This is a genomic window from Streptomyces sp. NPDC088246, assembly GCF_044741025.1.
Classification (GTDB): Bacteria; Actinomycetota; Actinomycetes; order Streptomycetales; family Streptomycetaceae; genus Streptomyces.
The window spans coordinates 283836-299285 of record NZ_JBIURV010000001.1 but is presented as its reverse complement, the minus strand read 5'-3'; the positions used below and the strand labels follow the sequence as shown (position 1 = coordinate 299285).

The 15450-nt window shown below is 70.9% G+C and carries 12 protein-coding genes; 6 read left to right on the top strand and 6 right to left on the bottom strand.

All coding sequences use genetic code 11. From position 1 onward, the window contains the following. Window positions 1-7 precede the first annotated feature (7 nt). Complete coding sequence (locus ACIPEK_RS01375; protein ID WP_401989572.1) at window positions 8-3763, bottom strand: ABC transporter ATP-binding protein; 3756 nt, start codon at window positions 3761-3763, stop codon at window positions 8-10. Between the two features lie 191 nt (window positions 3764-3954). Here ACIPEK_RS01375 and ACIPEK_RS01370 point away from each other — a divergent pair, with 191 nt between their 5' ends. Continuing rightward, window positions 3955-4344 carry a type II toxin-antitoxin system RelE/ParE family toxin gene (locus tag ACIPEK_RS01370; RefSeq protein ID WP_401989571.1) on the top strand — a complete coding sequence of 130 codons (390 nt, stop codon included), beginning with the start codon at window positions 3955-3957 and terminating at the stop codon, window positions 4342-4344. Beyond that, complete coding sequence (locus ACIPEK_RS01365) at window positions 4344-4739, top strand: helix-turn-helix domain-containing protein (protein ID WP_401989570.1); 396 nt, start codon at window positions 4344-4346, stop codon at window positions 4737-4739. Before ACIPEK_RS01370 ends, ACIPEK_RS01365 begins: the two co-directional genes overlap by 1 nt. Before the next feature lie 108 nt (window positions 4740-4847). Here the strand turns inward: ACIPEK_RS01365 and ACIPEK_RS01360 are convergent, their stop codons facing one another. Then, window positions 4848-5810, bottom strand: a complete 963-nt coding sequence (locus tag ACIPEK_RS01360; protein ID WP_401989569.1) for a serine hydrolase — start codon at window positions 5808-5810, stop codon at window positions 4848-4850. 222 nt (window positions 5811-6032) lie between these two features. Between ACIPEK_RS01360 and ACIPEK_RS01355 the strand changes: the two genes are divergently transcribed. After that, complete coding sequence (locus tag ACIPEK_RS01355; protein WP_401989568.1) at window positions 6033-6404, top strand: hypothetical protein; 372 nt, start codon at window positions 6033-6035, stop codon at window positions 6402-6404. A gap of 19 nt (window positions 6405-6423) precedes the next feature. Here ACIPEK_RS01355 and ACIPEK_RS01350 read toward each other — a convergent pair whose 3' ends face one another. The 3 genes from ACIPEK_RS01350 to ACIPEK_RS01340 all read right to left on the bottom strand — a co-directional run bounded on the left by ACIPEK_RS01350 (window position 6424) and on the right by ACIPEK_RS01340 (window position 10707). Next, entirely contained in the window at window positions 6424-8109 is a 1686-nt protein-coding gene (locus ACIPEK_RS01350) for a thiamine pyrophosphate-binding protein (RefSeq protein WP_383069087.1), read from the bottom strand. Then, window positions 8106-9074 carry an agmatinase gene (speB, locus tag ACIPEK_RS01345; protein ID WP_401989567.1) on the bottom strand — a complete coding sequence of 323 codons (969 nt, stop codon included), beginning with the start codon at window positions 9072-9074 and terminating at the stop codon, window positions 8106-8108. Before speB ends, ACIPEK_RS01350 begins: the two co-directional genes overlap by 4 nt. A 166-nt stretch (window positions 9075-9240) precedes the next feature. Further along, a complete protein-coding gene (locus tag ACIPEK_RS01340) occupies window positions 9241-10707 on the bottom strand; it encodes a sodium:solute symporter (RefSeq protein ID WP_401989566.1) in 1467 nt (488 codons plus the stop codon). A gap of 121 nt (window positions 10708-10828) precedes the next feature. On the opposite strand from ACIPEK_RS01340, the gene ACIPEK_RS01335 reads away from it, so the two are divergent. Beyond that, on the top strand, window positions 10829-12313 hold the full coding sequence (locus ACIPEK_RS01335) for a PucR family transcriptional regulator (protein WP_401989565.1): 1485 nt from the start codon (window positions 10829-10831) through the stop codon (window positions 12311-12313). 378 nt (window positions 12314-12691) lie between these two features. On the opposite strand, the gene ACIPEK_RS01330 is transcribed toward ACIPEK_RS01335, so the two are convergent. Then, entirely contained in the window at window positions 12692-13372 is a 681-nt protein-coding gene (locus ACIPEK_RS01330; RefSeq protein ID WP_401989564.1) for a response regulator, read from the bottom strand. A 254-nt stretch (window positions 13373-13626) separates the two neighbouring features. Between ACIPEK_RS01330 and ACIPEK_RS01325 the strand changes: the two genes are divergently transcribed. Together ACIPEK_RS01325 and ACIPEK_RS01320 are read left to right on the top strand one after the other, a co-directional pair. After that, a complete protein-coding gene (locus ACIPEK_RS01325; RefSeq protein ID WP_401989563.1) occupies window positions 13627-14598 on the top strand; it encodes an ATP-binding cassette domain-containing protein in 972 nt (323 codons plus the stop codon). Beyond that, on the top strand, window positions 14595-15413 hold the full coding sequence (locus ACIPEK_RS01320; protein ID WP_401989562.1) for an ABC transporter permease: 819 nt from the start codon (window positions 14595-14597) through the stop codon (window positions 15411-15413). Before ACIPEK_RS01325 ends, ACIPEK_RS01320 begins: the two co-directional genes overlap by 4 nt. Window positions 15414-15450 lie beyond the last annotated feature (37 nt).

Sequence of the window (15450 nt, the reverse complement as noted above, 5' to 3'; positions counted from 1 at the left end):
CCGGCTCTCACACCCCCGCGGGCTCGTCCTCCCCTATGAAGGTGCGCCACAGCACGGCGTAGTGCCCTTCCCGGGCGAGGAGTTCGTCGTGCGTGCCGTCCTCGACGACCCGGCCGTGGTCCATCACCACGACCCGGTCGGCGCGGGCGGCGGTGGTCAGCCGGTGGGCGACGACGAGGGTGGTGCGGCGGCCGGTGAGCCGGTCGGTCGCCTGGTTGACCAGGGCTTCGCTGGCCAGGTCGAGGGAGGCGGTCGCCTCGTCGAGCAGCAGGACGTCCGGGTCCACGAGTTCGGCGCGGGCGAGTGCGATCAGCTGGCGTTGGCCGGCCGAAAGGTTACGGCCCCGCTCGGCGACCTCGTGCAGATAGCCGCCGTCCAGAGTGGCGATCATGTCGTGGGCGCCGACCGACCGCGCCGCCGCCTCCACCTCGGCGTCGGTGGCCTCGGGCCGCCCGTACGCGATGGCGTCGCGGACCGTACCGGCGAAGAGGTAGGCCTCCTGCGGTACGACTCCGAGCCGGTGCCGGTACGCGGTGAGGCCGAGGCGGCGCAGATCGGTGCCGTCCGCCGTGACCCGGCCGCCCGTCGGGTCGTAGAACCGGGCGACGAGCTTGACGAGGGTGGACTTCCCGGCGCCGGTCTCGCCGACGAACGCGACCGTCTGACCGGCCGGGATCCGCAGGTCGACACCGATGAGGGCTTCCTCGGTGTCGTCGCCGGAGCCGTATGCGAAGGACACGTCCTCGAAGGCGATCTCGCCGCGCAGCGACAGCACGTCCAGCGGTTCGTCCGGGGCGTCGGTGGAGGTCGGCTCCCGCAGGAGTTCCTGGATACGGCCGAGGGAGACGGTGGCCTGCTGGTAACCGTCGAAGACCTGGGAGAGCTGCTGCACCGGGGCGAAGAACAGGTCGATGTAGAGGAGGTACGCGACCAGCGCACCGGTGGTGAGCGTGCCGTTGTCGACCCGGCCCGCGCCCACGATCAGTACGGCCGCCGCGGCCACCGACGACAAGAGCTGCACGAACGGGAAGTAGACCGATATCAGCCACTGACCGCGGACCCTGGCCTCGCGGTAGTGGTCGCTGCGCCCCGCGAACCGGTCCGCGCCGTCGCGCTCGCGGCGGAACGCCTGCACGATCCGCAGCCCGGAGACGGACTCCTGGAGGTCGGCGTTGACGACGCTGATGCGTTCCCGGGCCAGCTCGTACGCCTTGACGCTCTTGCGGCGGAAGAAGAACGTACCGATGACCAGCACCGGCAGCGTCGCGAAGACGACGAGGGCCAGCTGTACGTCGAGTACCAGCAGCACGACCATGATGCCGAAGAAGGTGACGACGGAGACGAAGGCCGTGACCAGACCGGTCTGCAGAAACGTCGACAGCGCGTCCACGTCCGTCGTCATCCGGGTCATGATGCGGCCGGTCAGCTCGCGTTCGTAGTAGTCCAGGCCGAGCCGCTGGAGCTGCGCGAAGATCTTCAGCCGCAGTGAGTACAGCACCCGCTCGCCGGTGCGGCCCGTCATCCGGGTCTCACCGATCTGAGCCGCCCACTGCACGAGCACGACCACCAGGGCCAAGGCGGACGCCGCCCAGACGGCACCGAGTGCGAGCTGCGAGACACCCTGGTCGATGCCGTGCCGGATCAGTACGGGCAGCAGGAGTCCGGCGCCCGCGTCCACCGCCACCAGCGCCAGGCTCACCAGGAGCGGCAGCCCGAAGCCGCGCAGCAGCCTGCGCAGCCCGTACGACTCCTCGGCGCGGACGGCCCGCGCCTCGTCGATGTCGGGTGTGTCGGTGGCGGGCGGCAGGGCCTCTACCTGGGCGAGCAGCTCGGGCGTCGCGGGCATGCCGGCCGCACCGGTGTCGCGCGGTTCCTCCTTGCGGATCCACAGGTGGGGGCTGATGCCGCGCTCGGCGTCGAACTCGGCGTCCAGTTCTTCCTGGAGCGCGCGGTCGTCCTCGGGGCTCGTGTCGGCGGCGGTGGTCGGCGGGTGATGTCCGGGCGAGGTGCCGCCCAGCTCGTCCGGGTCGGTGAGCAGCCGCCGGTAGAGCGCGGAGCGGCGCTCCAGCTCCTCGTGCGTACCGATGTCGGCGAGCCTGCCGTGCTCCAGGACGGCGATCCGGTCGGCGAGGCCGAGGGTGGAGCGGCGGTGGGCGATCAGGAGGGTCGTCCGCCCTGCCATCACCTGCCGCAGCGCCTCGTGGATCTCGTGCTCGACGCGGGCGTCGACGGCGGAGGTGGCGTCGTCGAGGAGGAGCAGCCGGGGGTCGGTGAGGATGGCGCGGGCGAGCGCGACGCGCTGGCGCTGGCCGCCGGAGAGGGTGAGTCCGTGCTCGCCGACCTTGGTGTCGTAGCCCTGGGGCAGCTCCGCGATGAACCGGTCGGCCTGGGCGGCGCGGGCCGCTTCCTCGATCTGTTCCTGGGTGGCGTCGGGGAATCCGTAGGCGATGTTGGCGCGGACGGTGTCGGAGAACAGGAAGCTGTCCTCCGGTACGAGGCCGATGGCTGCGCGCAGGGACTGCTGGGTCAGCTCGCGGACGTCGTGGCCGCCGACCAGGACGGCGCCGTGCGTCACGTCGTAGAAGCGGGGCAGCAGCAGCGAGACGGTGGACTTCCCGCTGCCGGACGCGCCGACGACGGCGACGGTCTCACCGGGCTCGATGGTCAGCGAGAAGCCGTCGAGGACAGGGCGCTCCTCGTCATAGCCGAACCGTACGTCGTCGAACTCGACGCTCGCGGGGGCGTCGGCCGGGAGTTCCTTGGTGCCGTCCTGCATGGTCGGCTCGGTGTCGATCAGTTCCAGTACGCGCTCGACGCCGGCCCGGGCCTGCTGTCCGACGGTGAGGACCATGGCGAGCATCCGGACCGGGCCGACGAGCTGGGCGAGGTAGGTGGAGAACGCGACGAACGTGCCGAGGGTGATCTCGCCCCGGGTGGCGAGCCAGCCGCCGAGGGCCAGCATCGCGACCTGACCGAGCGCGGGGACGGCCTGGAGGGCGGGGGTGTAGCGGGAGTTCAGCCGGATCGTCCGCAGCCGTCCGGCGAAGAGCCTGCGCCCGACCTCGCGCAGCTTGCCGGTCTCCTGGTCCTCCTGCCCGAACCCCTTGACGACCCGGACGCCGGAGACGGCCCCGTCGACGACTCCGGCGACGGCGGCGGCCTGCCCCTGGGCGTACCAGGTGGCGGGGAAGAGACGGGAGCGGGAGCGGCGGGCGATGAACCACAGGGCGGGGGCGACGGCGATCGCGACCAGGGTGAGCAGCGGCGAGAGCCACGCCATGATCACCAGGGAGATGATGAAGAGCAGCACGTTCCCGATGGTCATCGGGAGCATGAACAGGAGCCCCTGGATCAGCTGCAGGTCGCTGGTGGCGCGCCCGACGACCTGTCCGGTGGACAGCTCGTCCTGGCGCTTCCCGTCCAGGCGGGTGATCGTCCCGTACATCTCGGTACGCAGATCGTGCTGTACGTCGAGGGCGAGCCGGCCGCCGTAGTAGCGGCGGATGTACGTGGATATGTACACCAGCACGGCGGCGACCACGAGGAGTCCGGTCCAGACGGCCAGGGAACGCGTGTGGTCGCCGACGACGTCGTCGATGATCACCTTGGTGATCAGCGGGACGAGGGCCATCACCGCCATGCCGGCCAGCGACGAGCCGAGCGCCAGCAGCACATTGCGCCGGTAGCGCCATGCGTAGCCACTCAGCCGCCGAGCCCAGCCCGGGGCCTGCGCCGCGCCCTCTGCGTCCCCTGCGTCCGTCACCGGTGCCTCCCGTTCGACCTGGTCTACCGGAAGGCACCAACGCCGTGGACAGCGGATTTCATCCCGCCGTTACAAAGACGGGTCTTGCGGCGTAGGGCGGTCCGCCATCGGCCCTAGGTGCGCTCACCCGTATGGGCGAATGCGGAACAAACCCAGCCGCCATACACTGAGGCATCTATACGTTCCAATGTATGGACAGTGCCTACACCATCGAGATCGAACCCGAGGTTCGGCTGTGGTTGATGAATCTGCGCGGCGACGACTATCTCGCGGTCGAGCACCTCACCGACCTGCTGCGGGAACGGCCGACCGCGCTCGGAGAACCGTATTCCCGGTATCTCGGCGACGGCGTCCGGGAACTGAGATTCCACCTGGGCTGCAATCGGGACGCCACAAGGATTCCCTACTGGCTCGCACCCGGTCGGAGGATCGTCCTGCTCACCGTCTTCCGCAAGACCCGGCAGCGGGAGAACACGGAAGTGGCACGGGCCAGGCGCACCAAAGCACTGTGCGAGGCCGAGCACGAAGCGGCACACGATGTGTACACACGCGATGTGGATGCGGAGAGGAAGGACCGGTAATGGTCAGCCACGCACACTGGAAGATCGCCCGCGACAAGAAGGTCGCCCAGGGAATCGCCGAAGATCCCGATGTGGAGAAACGCCGCGAGGAGATCCGGCTCCGCTACGACCTCGGGCAGGCCGTGTACGACCGCCGGACCGAGGCCGGGCTCTCGCAGACCGAGCTGGCCAGGCGCGCCAGGATGACCCAGCCGCAGGTGTCAAAACTTGAACTGGGCGGCACGCTGCCGACAGTCGCGCTGCTGGCCCGCCTGGCGCGGGCCATGGACTCCACGTTCAGCATGGAGCTCGACGGCGACACGATGCGAGTGGCGTTCACCGCCCATGCAGGTTCCGAGGCGGCGGCGGGTGCAACAGTGGAGACGGCTGCTGGTGCGCAGGCTGTCAGCGGCTGACCGGAGCCGGGGACGGGACCGGGACGGTGGGCCCGCAGCCCGCGACGACCTCGACCGCCGAATGCTCATACCGCGTCCGGCGATCGAGTACGGCCTCAGCCGCGTCCGCTACGACCGCGGCGTCGCGGTGAGCATCCGTACCGCCGGTGCCTCCGGTACCGCGGGCACCGCTTCCTGCGGTTCGGCGGGCGGGGCGACCGTCGTCTGCGTGGCGGCGGCCGGATTCAGGTCCTTGTGCACGGCGCGGGCGACGGCCTGAATGGTGTCGATGCCGTCGTTCATCGTCTTGTTGTCCTGGGTGAGCACGGTGATCGCGTAGTCGTGCCCCTTGCCCGTGAAGGCGCCGATGCTGTGCACCCGCCAGCCGTGGGTGGCGCGCGGCAGCCAGCCGTTCTTGACCTGGACGCTCACGCCGGACGGCGCACCGGCGGGCGTGCCCCAGCGCTGGGAGGAGACGACCTTGCGCATCAGGCCCAGTTCGTACGCCCGCGCGTTGTCGCTCAGCACGGAGTTCTTGGTGGTCAGCAGGGTCAGCAGCCGCTGCTCGTCCTGGGCGGTGATCTGGGTCAGCCCCCAGTAGCCACCGGAGCCAGGCACGGTGTGCGTCATCCCGGCGGCCTTCAGGAACGCCTTGACCTTGGTCACCCCGAGCTGCTTCCACAGGCTGGTGGTCGCGTTGTTGTCGGACTTGGTGATCATGGCGGTGGTGAGGTCGATCTCGCGCTGCGTGAGATAGCGGTTGTGCTTCTTGTTGTCCCAGAGCAGCGCCGCCAGCACGGTCGCCTTCACGACGCTGGCGGAGTCGTACTTCGTCGTCGCCCGCAAGGAGCACGTCGTCTTGGTGGTCCGGTCGTAGAGCGCCACAGCCGTCGTCGACTTCCGCCCCTTGAGCGCGGCGGTGATGTCCTTGGACAGCTTGGCGGCCAGCCCCGCCTTGCCGGATGTGCAGCTCACCGTCGGCGTCGCGGCGGCGGCGGGCGAGGCGCCGAGCGCCACGGGTGCGAGCACGCCTGCGGCGAGCGCGACGGCCAGCGCGCCCCGCGCACGGCGGGTTACGTGGGATCCAGTCATGAGGCTTTCCCATCCCCTTGGTCATCTGTACGGGCGCGCCCCCGGCACACCCGACACGAATGACTCCCGGCCGACCGGAAAGTTGCGCGAAACACGGTGCAATTGACCAGGACTTGACGCTCGGAGGCTCCCGTGGGCCGTGCGGGAAGTTCGCGGCGCCCGGGCCCGGGGTAGTCAGTGATCGCAGTCGTCGGTCGCCCCCATGAGGAGGAACACGAAGTCATGCCCGATGCCCAGCCGAGCACCGCATACCGCTGCGGTCAGCTGTACGCGACCCTGCACGTCCTGTGTTCCGTCGGCACCGGCGACCGGAAGCTGGACAGGCAGGAGTCCCGTGACAAAGTGCTGAAGCGACCGGAGGACAACCTCAAGCCTCCGCTGCGCGAGGCAGCCCAGTACTTGATCAAGGCCCGGCGGCGAGGGGCAGACCACGGAAAGGCAGCCGACGAACTATTCCGTGCCATAGCGGACTTCATACCGGTCAACGGCAAACTCCCCACTTCTCTCGGGGAAGGAGAGAAGGGGGAGTTCACCAAGGGCTTCCATCAGCAGATGGCCGAGTACGCGCCCACGCACGGCCGCCTGATGACGTGACCCGTGCGGGCCGGCCCGATCACAGATGCGTCGGCTCGAACATCCTCAGCAGGGCCGGGAGCACGACCACCGAAGGGCCCGGCTCCGCGAAGGACTTCGCCAGGTCGTCGGCGAGCGTCTCGGGGGTCGTGCGGACCGCCGGGACGCCGAAGGACTCGGCGAGGGCGACGAAGTCGGGGCGGGAGAGTTCCGTCGCCGTGGCCTCGCCGAAGGCGCCCGTCATGTATTCGCGCAGGATGCCGTAGCCGCCGTCGTCGACGATCAGCCAGGTGACCGGGAGGTCGTACTGGCGGGCCGTGGCCAGTTCCGCGATCGAGTACATCGCACCGCCGTCGCCGGAGACCGCCAGGACCGGCTTCGTACGGTCGGCCGCCGCCGCGCCGAGCGCGGCCGGGAAGCCGTAGCCGAGACCGCCCGCGCCCTGGGCCGAGTGCATCGTGTTCGGGTGGCGGGCGTCGAAGGCGGACCACGCCCAGTAGGCGAGGATCGTCATGTCCCAGAAGCTCGGGGACGTGTCGGGCAGCGCCTGGCGGACCGAGGCGATGAGCTGCTGCTCCAGGGTGAGTTCCTGGCCGGCGATCCTGTCCCGTACCGCTTCGAGGACCGTACGGACCCGGTCCGGCGCCGACGGGTCCTCGCGGCGGTCGACCGCGTCGAGGAGGTCGGCCAGGGCCTCGCGGGCGTCGGCGTGGATGCCGAGTGCGGGGTGGTTGGACTCCAGCTTGCCGGCATCGGCCTCGATCTGGATCACGCGACCGCGCGGGGCGAACGTGTGGTAGTTCGAGGAGAGTTCACCGAGTCCGGAGCCGATGACGAGCAGCACGTCGGCGGACTCCAGGAAGTCCGTCGTGTGGCGGTCCTCCAGCCAGGACTGGAGCGAGAGCGGGTGCTCCCAAGGGAAGGCGCCCTTGCCGCCGAAGGTGGTGACGACCGGGGCGTCGAGCTTCTCCGCGAGCGCGAGCAGCTTGCCGGACGCGTCGGACCGTACGACTCCGCCGCCCGCGATGATCGCCGGACGCTCGGCCTTCGACAGCAGGTCGGCTGCCACGGCGGTCAGTTCGGGGCGGGGGTGCAGGACGGGCGGGGTGGCGTCCATCGCCGTGACGACGGGGAGCGTGGTCCCGGCGAGGAGTACGTCCTGCGGGATCTCGATCCAGACCGGGCCGTGCGGGGCCGTGAGCGCGGACTCCCAGGCGGCGGCGATCGCCGACGGGATCTGGGAGGCCGTACGGACGGTGTGGACCGATTTCACGATGTCGCGGAACGACGCCTTCTGGTCCCTCAGTTCGTGCAGGTAGCCATGGCGTCCGCCGCCCAGACCCGCGGTCGGGATCTGGCTGGAGATGGCCAGCACGGGAGCGGAGGCCGCCGCCGCCTCCTGGAGCGCGGCGAGGGAGGTGAGGGCACCCGGCCCGGTGGAGAGCAGCAGAGGCGCCACTTCCCCGGTGATCCGGCCGTACGCGTCGGCGGCGAAGCCCGCGTTGTTCTCGACGCGCAGGCCGATGTAGGTCAGGGCCGAGCGGCGCAGCGCGTCGAACATGCCCAGCGCGTGCTGGCCGGGCAGGCCGAAGACGGTGGTCGCGCCGAGGCCCTGGAGGGTCTCGACGACGAGGTCGCCGCCATTGCGTCCGGCAGGGGGGTTCAGGGCGGCCGCGATCTGCTCAGGGGTGAGCTGCGGGCGCTCGTCGTGGTGGTCGTGGCTCACTTCGTACGGGCCTCTGCGATCTGGCGGGCCATGATCGTCGTCAGTTCGTACGCCGTGTGGGAGGCGGCGACGGAGGTGATCTCGGCGTGGTCGTACGCGGGGGCGACCTCGACCAGGTCGGCGGAGACCAGGTTGCAGGAGGACAGCCCGCGGACGATCTCCAGGAGCTCGCGGGAGGTCAGACCGCCGGCCTCGGGGGTGCCGGTGCCGGGGGCGTGCGCCGGGTCCAGGACGTCGATGTCGATGGAGATGTAGAGCGGCCGGTCGCCGATGCGCTGGCGCAGCTGGTCGGCGACCTCGTCGACACCGCGGCGCATGACGTCGGCGGAGGTGACGATGCCGAAGCCCATCTTCGCGTCGTCGTCCAGGTCCTGCTTGCCGTAGAGCGGGCCGCGGGTGCCGACGTGGGAGAGGGCGGAGGTGTCGAGGATGCCTTCCTCGACGGCCCGGCGGAACGGGGTTCCGTGGGTGTACTCGGCGCCGAAGTAGGTGTCCCAGGTGTCGAGGTGTGCGTCGAAGTGCAGCAGGGCGACCGGGCCGTGCTTCTTCGCGACGGAACGCAGCAGCGGCAGCGCGATGGTGTGGTCGCCGCCGAGCGTCATCAGGCGGGCGCCGGTGGCCAGGAGGTCGTCGGCGGCGGCCTCGATCGTCTCGACGGCCTCGTTGATGTTGAACGGGTTCGCGGCGATGTCACCGGCGTCGGCGACCTGTGCGAGGGCGAACGGCGAGGCGTCCTGCGCCGGGTTGTACGGGCGCAGCAGGCGCGAGGCCTCACGGATCGCGTTGCCGCCGAAGCGGGCACCGGGACGGTAGGAGACCCCCGTGTCGAAGGGCACGCCGACGACGGCGACATCGGCGGCGGCGACCTCGTCGAGGCGGGGCAGCCGGGCGAACGTCGCGGGTCCGGCGTACCGCGGGACGCGGGAGGAGTCGATCGGACCGCGCGGCGATTCGTTGCTGCTCATGGGAGTGCCTTTCTTCGGGCAATACGAGTGGTACACGCTTCGTGGGCGTTCATACGGTATTCAGTGTGCTGGGTGCGGTGGAGTGCGGGCCCCACCGCAACGGGTTACGTCCTCGATCGCCGGACGGGCCAGAAAATCAAGCCCGTCCGGCGATTGAGGACAGGTATTAGACGGTGACCGGGTCCGGGGCGGACTCCGTGGGCTCGGGGCCCTTCCCCGCCAGCCGCTCGCGCCAAGCGGTAAGCACTGCCGCGTCGGTCGGCTTCGTGGCCAGCGAGACGATCACGTACACCACGAGCGAGGACAGCAGGCCGTAGTAGACCGGTTCGTTGGCGAGGATTCCGTACGACACCATCAGGCCGATCACCGCGAGGCCTCCGACGGCCACCGAGGCCAGCGCGCCGGCCGCCGTGCCCCTGCGCCACAGCAGACCTCCCAGGATCGGCACCAGCAGCCCGCCGACGAGCAGGTTGTACGCGACGGTCAGGGCCTCGACCACGTTGTTGAGCGCGATGGCGATGGCGATGACGGCGACACCCATGATGAGGATGAAGACCCGGTTGCCCTTCACCTCGTCGTGCTCCTCGCCGCCGCCCCGCGACACCACGCCCCGCAGCCGGGACCAGATGTCGTTGTTGGCGACGGTGGCGCAGGCGATCAGCGCGCCGGAGGACGTGGACATCACCGCGGCCAGTGCGGCGGCCAGGACCAGCCCTCGTACACCGACGGGCAGTTCGTCCTTGACGATGGTGGCGAACGCGGCGTCCGCGCTGGGCAGATTCGGGTACATGACCTTGGCGGCGGTACCGATGACGGCGCCGGCGATCGCGTACACCAGACAGTACGTACCGGCGACCGTGCCGCCCCAGCGCGCCGTCCGGTCGCTCTTCGCGGTGAACACCCGCTGCCAGATGTCCTGGCCGATCAGCATGCCGAAGGTGTAGATCAGCACGTACGTGAAGATCGTCTCGCCGCCGATGCCCAGCGGGTCGAAGTACTCGGTGGGCAGCTTGGCCTTCATCTCGCTGAAGCCACCCGCCTTGATCACCGCGATGGGGAGCAGGAGCAGCAGCACACCGATGGTCTTGACGACGAACTGCACCATGTCGGTGAGCGTGATCGACCACATGCCGCCGAGCGTCGAGTACGCGACGACGATGGCGCCGCCGAGGATGATCGCGACGGTCCGGTTCATGTCGAACAGGACGTCGAAGATGGTCGCGTACGCGATGGTCGAGGTGACCGCGAGCATCAGTGTGTACGCCCACATGACGACACCGGAGATGAGCCCGGCCCGGCCGCCGTAGCGCAGGTCGAGCATCTCGGAGACGGTGTAGACCTTCAGCCGGGCGATGCGCGCCGAGAAGAAGACGGACAGGGCGAGCAGTCCGAGGCCGATGGTGAAGACCATCCAGGCGCCGGAGAGTCCGTACTGGTAGCCGAGGCCGACGCCGCCGATGGTGGAGGCGCCGCCGAGGACGATGGCGGCCATCGTGCCGGAGTACATCCAGGGGCCGAGGCGGCGACCCGCCACCAGGAATTCGCTCTTGGACTTGGCGCGGCGCATGCCCCACCAGCCCATGGCGAGCATGCCGGCCAGATAGACGATGATCACCGCGTAGTCGACAGCCATGGGCTTCCTCCGTTTCAGTCATGTGCGCACGTCGTACGTGGTGAAGACGGTAGGTGGCCCACAAGCAACGCTGAAGTGTACGTTTCATCCATAATTGAAGTCACTGATGGATGGACCGTCCATGCCTGAAGCCTTGGCCGGGCTCACCCCGCCCACTCCCCCCTCTCCTTCCGCTCCTCCCACTCCCCCGATCCCTCTCACCGAGCTGCTCGCCCGCGAGGAGCTGGGGCTGCACCGGATCGCGGGTCCGGTCGAGGCGGATCTGCTGTGGGTGCACACCTCGGAGATGGCCGACCCGTACCCGTATCTGCTCGGCGGTGAGCTGCTGCTGAGCGCCGGGGTGCTGCTCAAGGACCCGGACGCCTATGTGGCCCGGCTGGTGGAGGCGGGGGCGGCGGCGCTCGGTTTCGGGGTGACTCCGGTGTTCGACACGGTGCCGCAGGCACTGATCGAGGCGTGCGACCGGCATGGCCTGCCGCTGGTGGAGGTGCCGCCCGAGACCCCGTTCACGGCGATCGCCCGGGCGGTGTGGCGGCTGATGGCCGAGGCCCGGCACCGTGAGCTGCGCCGGGTGACCCGGGCCCAGCAGGCCCTGGCCACTGCGGCAGCCCGGCCCGACCCGATCCCCGCGGTGCTGCATCAGCTGGCGGCCCAGCTGGAGGGCCGGGCGGTGCTGCTCTCCGCGGACGGCGAGGAACTGCACGCGGCAGGCCGCCGACCGGCCCCCGACATCGGGGCGGCGCTGGCCCGGCTCACCCGGGTGGTCTCCGCCGTGACGCGCCCCGCCCCGTCGTCCGCCACCGACATGTTGCGGGACGCGCACCTGTCCGCGTACGCGCTGGGCGGCGGCCAGGGCCTCGTCCTGGCCCTGGCGACGCAGCGGCGCGAGGCGGGCGACCACACGATCGCCGGGGTAGCGGTCGTCCTGCTCTCCCTGCTGGCCGCCCCGCACCAGGGCGCCGACGCGGCGGGCCGGTCGGCCGCCCTCGTACGGATGCTGCTGGGCGCGGACCCGCAGGACGTCGCCCCGCTGCTCGGTGGCGCCGAGCAGTGGACGGTGGTGCACGCGCGCCGCAGCGGCGACGGCCAGGTCGACCCGCTGACCGCCGGCGCACTGGGCGCCGCTCTGGGCTCGGCCCTGGTCGACGCGGGCCGGGGCGGCGACGCCGTCAGGGTGCTGATCCCCGACGGCGACCGGATCACCCCGCAGCCCGGCTGGACGCTCGGCGCCTCCGCCCCCGCACCCATCACGGCCCTCGATCTCGCCGACGGCCAGGCGTCCCGCGCCCTGGGCCGAGCCGTGGCCACCCGCACCCCACTGGCCCACCACCACACCGACACCGGAGCGGGCCTGGCCGCCCTGATCCCCCCGGCCCAGGCCGAGGCCCACGCCCGCGCCCTGCTCGCCCCGCTCACCGAGCCGCTGGCCGAGACGCTGCGCTGCTGGCTGAGCCTGCACGGCAGCTGGGACCGCACGGCAACGGCCCTGCAGGTCCACCGCAACACGGTCCGCCAACGCATCGCCCGCTGCGCGACGCTGCTGGACGCGGACCTGGACGACATGGACGTACGGACGGAACTGTGGTTCGCGCTGCGGCAGCGGTGAACAGCATCCATCGGTGACTGCAAACGCCTGATGCGGCGTCCGGGGAGGCGCCCGCGCCGGTTCGCGAGTGCGCAGAACTGGTGCCCCTGAGGGGACTTCAGGAGATGCGCGACGACTCCCGATGCTGCTGGCCCGCTCCCGCCACGCCTCCGTCCGCTCCCTGGAGCGATACGCCCGCCCCGGAGCCGACGCAGTCGTCCGGAACGTCGCCCAGCGTGATCCCGCTGCACGCCGCCGAGGCTGAACCGGGTACCTCGGCGGGGTGGAGTGTCGTTGAGGTGTGACGACAGGCTGGCGGGCGCTGCCGCGCCACCCCAGGTGCTCGGCGTTTCTGTGGCCGAGGACTGAATCGGCACGTGGCGGAACGCTGACACCAGGTCAGCCACAGCGTGGCGGGACCAGGCCGGCCTCGTACGCGACAATGGCCGCTTCCACCCGGTTGCGCGCGCCCAGCTTCGCCAGCACCGCGCTGACGTGCGCCTTCACCGTGCCCTCGACCAGGTGCAGCCGGCTCGCGATCTCCGCGTTGGACAACCCCGCCCCGAGTCCGGCCAGCACCTCGCGTTCCCGCTCCGTGAGCCGCTCCAGCGAGCGGTGAGGATGTGCCGCCCGGTGCGCGCGCAGCCCGGCGATGACCCGGCCGGCGACACGCGGGGACAGGTAGGCTCCGCCGGCTCCCACTGCCCGTACCCCGTTGAGCAGTTCCCTCGGGTCGTCCGCCTTCAGCAGGAAGCCGTCGGCACCCTCCTCCAGAGCGCGGGTGATGTACTCGTCCTGGCCGAAGGTCGTCAGCATGATCACACCGACGGCCGTCAGCTCCTGGTGGAGCCGCGCCACTGCCGTCAGCCCGTCCAGGCCGGGCATCTGGATGTCCAACAGGACCACGTCCGGCCGATGCCGGCGGGTGAGCGCGATGGCCTCGTGCCCGTCACTCGCCTCGGCGACCACCTCGACGTGCGTGTCCCTGGCCAGGATGGCCCGCACCCCCGCCCGGACCATCGCCTCGTCGTCGGCCACCAGGACCCGGACCGGCCGGCTGCCGGGTGTCGTCTCTTTCACGCGGCGAGCCTACGGCCGGCGCACCACCGAGCGGATGGCAAGCCCCACAGATCCGCCCCGGGTCGGGGCGCACCCCCGACGAAGGGCAGGACGCCGATGCCGTTCGACCAATGGGCGCCGGCGCCGCGGACTCCTAGCGTCGCTTCCGTACGGGAAACGAGGCGGCCGCCCTGGGCCCACCACGCGTCGGTGTGCGCCGCCGTCGACTTCCGCGAGCTGCATTCCGCGGTCCGCGACCGACACGAAGGAACTCCGTGATCACCGTCCGAGGACTCACCAAACGCTACGGCGACACCCTCGCCGTGGACGAGCTGACATTCGATGTCCGGGCCGGCCGCGTAACCGGCTTCCTCGGCCCCAACGGGGCCGGGAAGTCCACCACGATGCGCATGATTCTGGGCCTGGACCATCCTTCGCGCGGGCGGGCCCTGATCGCCGGCCGGCCCTACGCGGACCTGCGACGGCCGCTGTGCACGGTCGGCGCGATGCTGGACGCCCGGGCCGTCCACCCCGCCCGTTCCGGCCGCACGCACCTCGTCGCCCAGGCCCGGGCCAACGGCATCCCGGTACGCCGCGTGGACGAGGTGCTGGAGAGGGTGGGCCTGACCAAGGCGGCCCGCCGGCCGGCGGGCACGTACTCGCTCGGCATGAGCGGGCGACTCGGGGTGGCGGGCGCCCTGCTCGGCGATCCGCCGGTGCTCGTCCTGGACGAGCCGGTCAACGGCCTCGACCCGGACGGCGTGCGGTGGATCCGCCGGCTCGTCCGTGACCAGGCGGCGGAAGGACGCACCGTATTCCTCTCCAGCCACCTGATGAGCGAGATGCAGCTGACGGCCGACCATCTCGTCGTCATCGGCCGTGGTCGGCTGCTGAGCGACACATCCATGACGGAGTTCCTCGCCGCCGCCTCTTCCGCGTCGGCGCGCGCCGTGGTGCCCGACCCCGGGGAAAGAGCGACGCTGGTCCGTCGCCTGATGACGGCCGACGGGGTGAATGTCGAGACGTCCGCGTCCGGCGAACTCACCGTCGAAGGTCGCACCGCCGCCGAGATCGGCGACCTGGCCCACCACTGCCGAGTCCGGTTGCACCAACTGAGCGACGTCCGGGTCTCGCTGGAGCAGGCGTACATGGACCTGACCGCACGCAGCGTCGAGTACACGACGGGCGGCAGCAGCACGGACACGACCGCCGCGGGCGCAGCGCCGAACGAAGGAGGCCGACAGTGACCACCCCGACGACACCCGTCAGGCGGACGGACCGGTCGCGGGCCGTCCCCGACGCTCCCGACCGGGGCGCACCCGGTGGCTTCGCCGGGGCGACCGCCTCGGAATGGACCAAACTGTGGTCCGTCCGAGCCCCCTGGCTCTGCCTTCTGGCGGGCCTTGCGATCACCGGTGTCTTCACCTACTACTACGCCTCGATCGCCCGCATCAACGAGCATCCGGTCCAGCCCGTCGGGAACGCGGCGGCCTCCTCCGCCGTCCTCGTCCAGTTCGCCGTCGTCGTCTTGGCCACGGTCGCGGTCACCTCCGAATACTCGACGGGCAGCGTGCGGGCTTCCCTGCTGTCGGTGCCCCAGCGGCATCGGGTCCAGGCGGCGAAGGCATTGGTGGCGGCCGTGGTCGCGTTCGTCGCCGGCACCACGTTCGCCGTCGTGGGGACGGCGGTGGCCTGGGTGGCGTTCGACGGACGGGCCTCCTTCGGGGCCGGCCCGACCCTCTTGCAGGTCCTCGCGGTCGGTCTCTACCAGGCGCTGGTCGCCGTGCTGACTGTCGGGGTGGCGTTCGCCGCGCGCCACCCGGCCGGCACGCTCTCCATCCTCGTCACCCTCTTGTGGGCATTGCCGAGCGTGCTCCTGGGGCTCGGCGGCCCGACGCTCGCGGACGTCAACGACCATCTGCCGCACGGAGCCGGAGACCACTTCATGCGCCTCGGCGCCGAGGTCCCGTACGGGCTGGCGACGGCGGTCCTGATCGTGGCGGCGTGGGCCGCGACCGCGCACCTGATCGGCCTGTACGTGCTGCGCCGCCGGGACGCCTGACCCCGCGTCGGAACCGGCCCGGACGCTCTTACCGTGC

Excerpts from the sequence above, each read along its gene's own strand:
- ACIPEK_RS01370 (WP_401989571.1), top strand. The coding sequence starts at position 3,955 with ATGGACAGTGCCTACACCATCGAGATCGAACCCGAGGTTCGGCTGTGG.
- ACIPEK_RS01365 (WP_401989570.1), top strand. The coding sequence starts at position 4,344 with ATGGTCAGCCACGCACACTGGAAGATCGCCCGCGACAAGAAGGTCGCC.
- ACIPEK_RS01360 (WP_401989569.1), bottom strand. The coding sequence starts at position 5,810 with ATGACTGGATCCCACGTAACCCGCCGTGCGCGGGGCGCGCTGGCCGTC.
- ACIPEK_RS01355 (WP_401989568.1), top strand. The coding sequence starts at position 6,033 with ATGCCCGATGCCCAGCCGAGCACCGCATACCGCTGCGGTCAGCTGTAC.
- speB (WP_401989567.1), bottom strand. The coding sequence starts at position 9,074 with ATGAGCAGCAACGAATCGCCGCGCGGTCCGATCGACTCCTCCCGCGTC.
- ACIPEK_RS01340 (WP_401989566.1), bottom strand. The coding sequence starts at position 10,707 with ATGGCTGTCGACTACGCGGTGATCATCGTCTATCTGGCCGGCATGCTC.
- ACIPEK_RS01335 (WP_401989565.1), top strand. The coding sequence starts at position 10,829 with ATGCCTGAAGCCTTGGCCGGGCTCACCCCGCCCACTCCCCCCTCTCCT.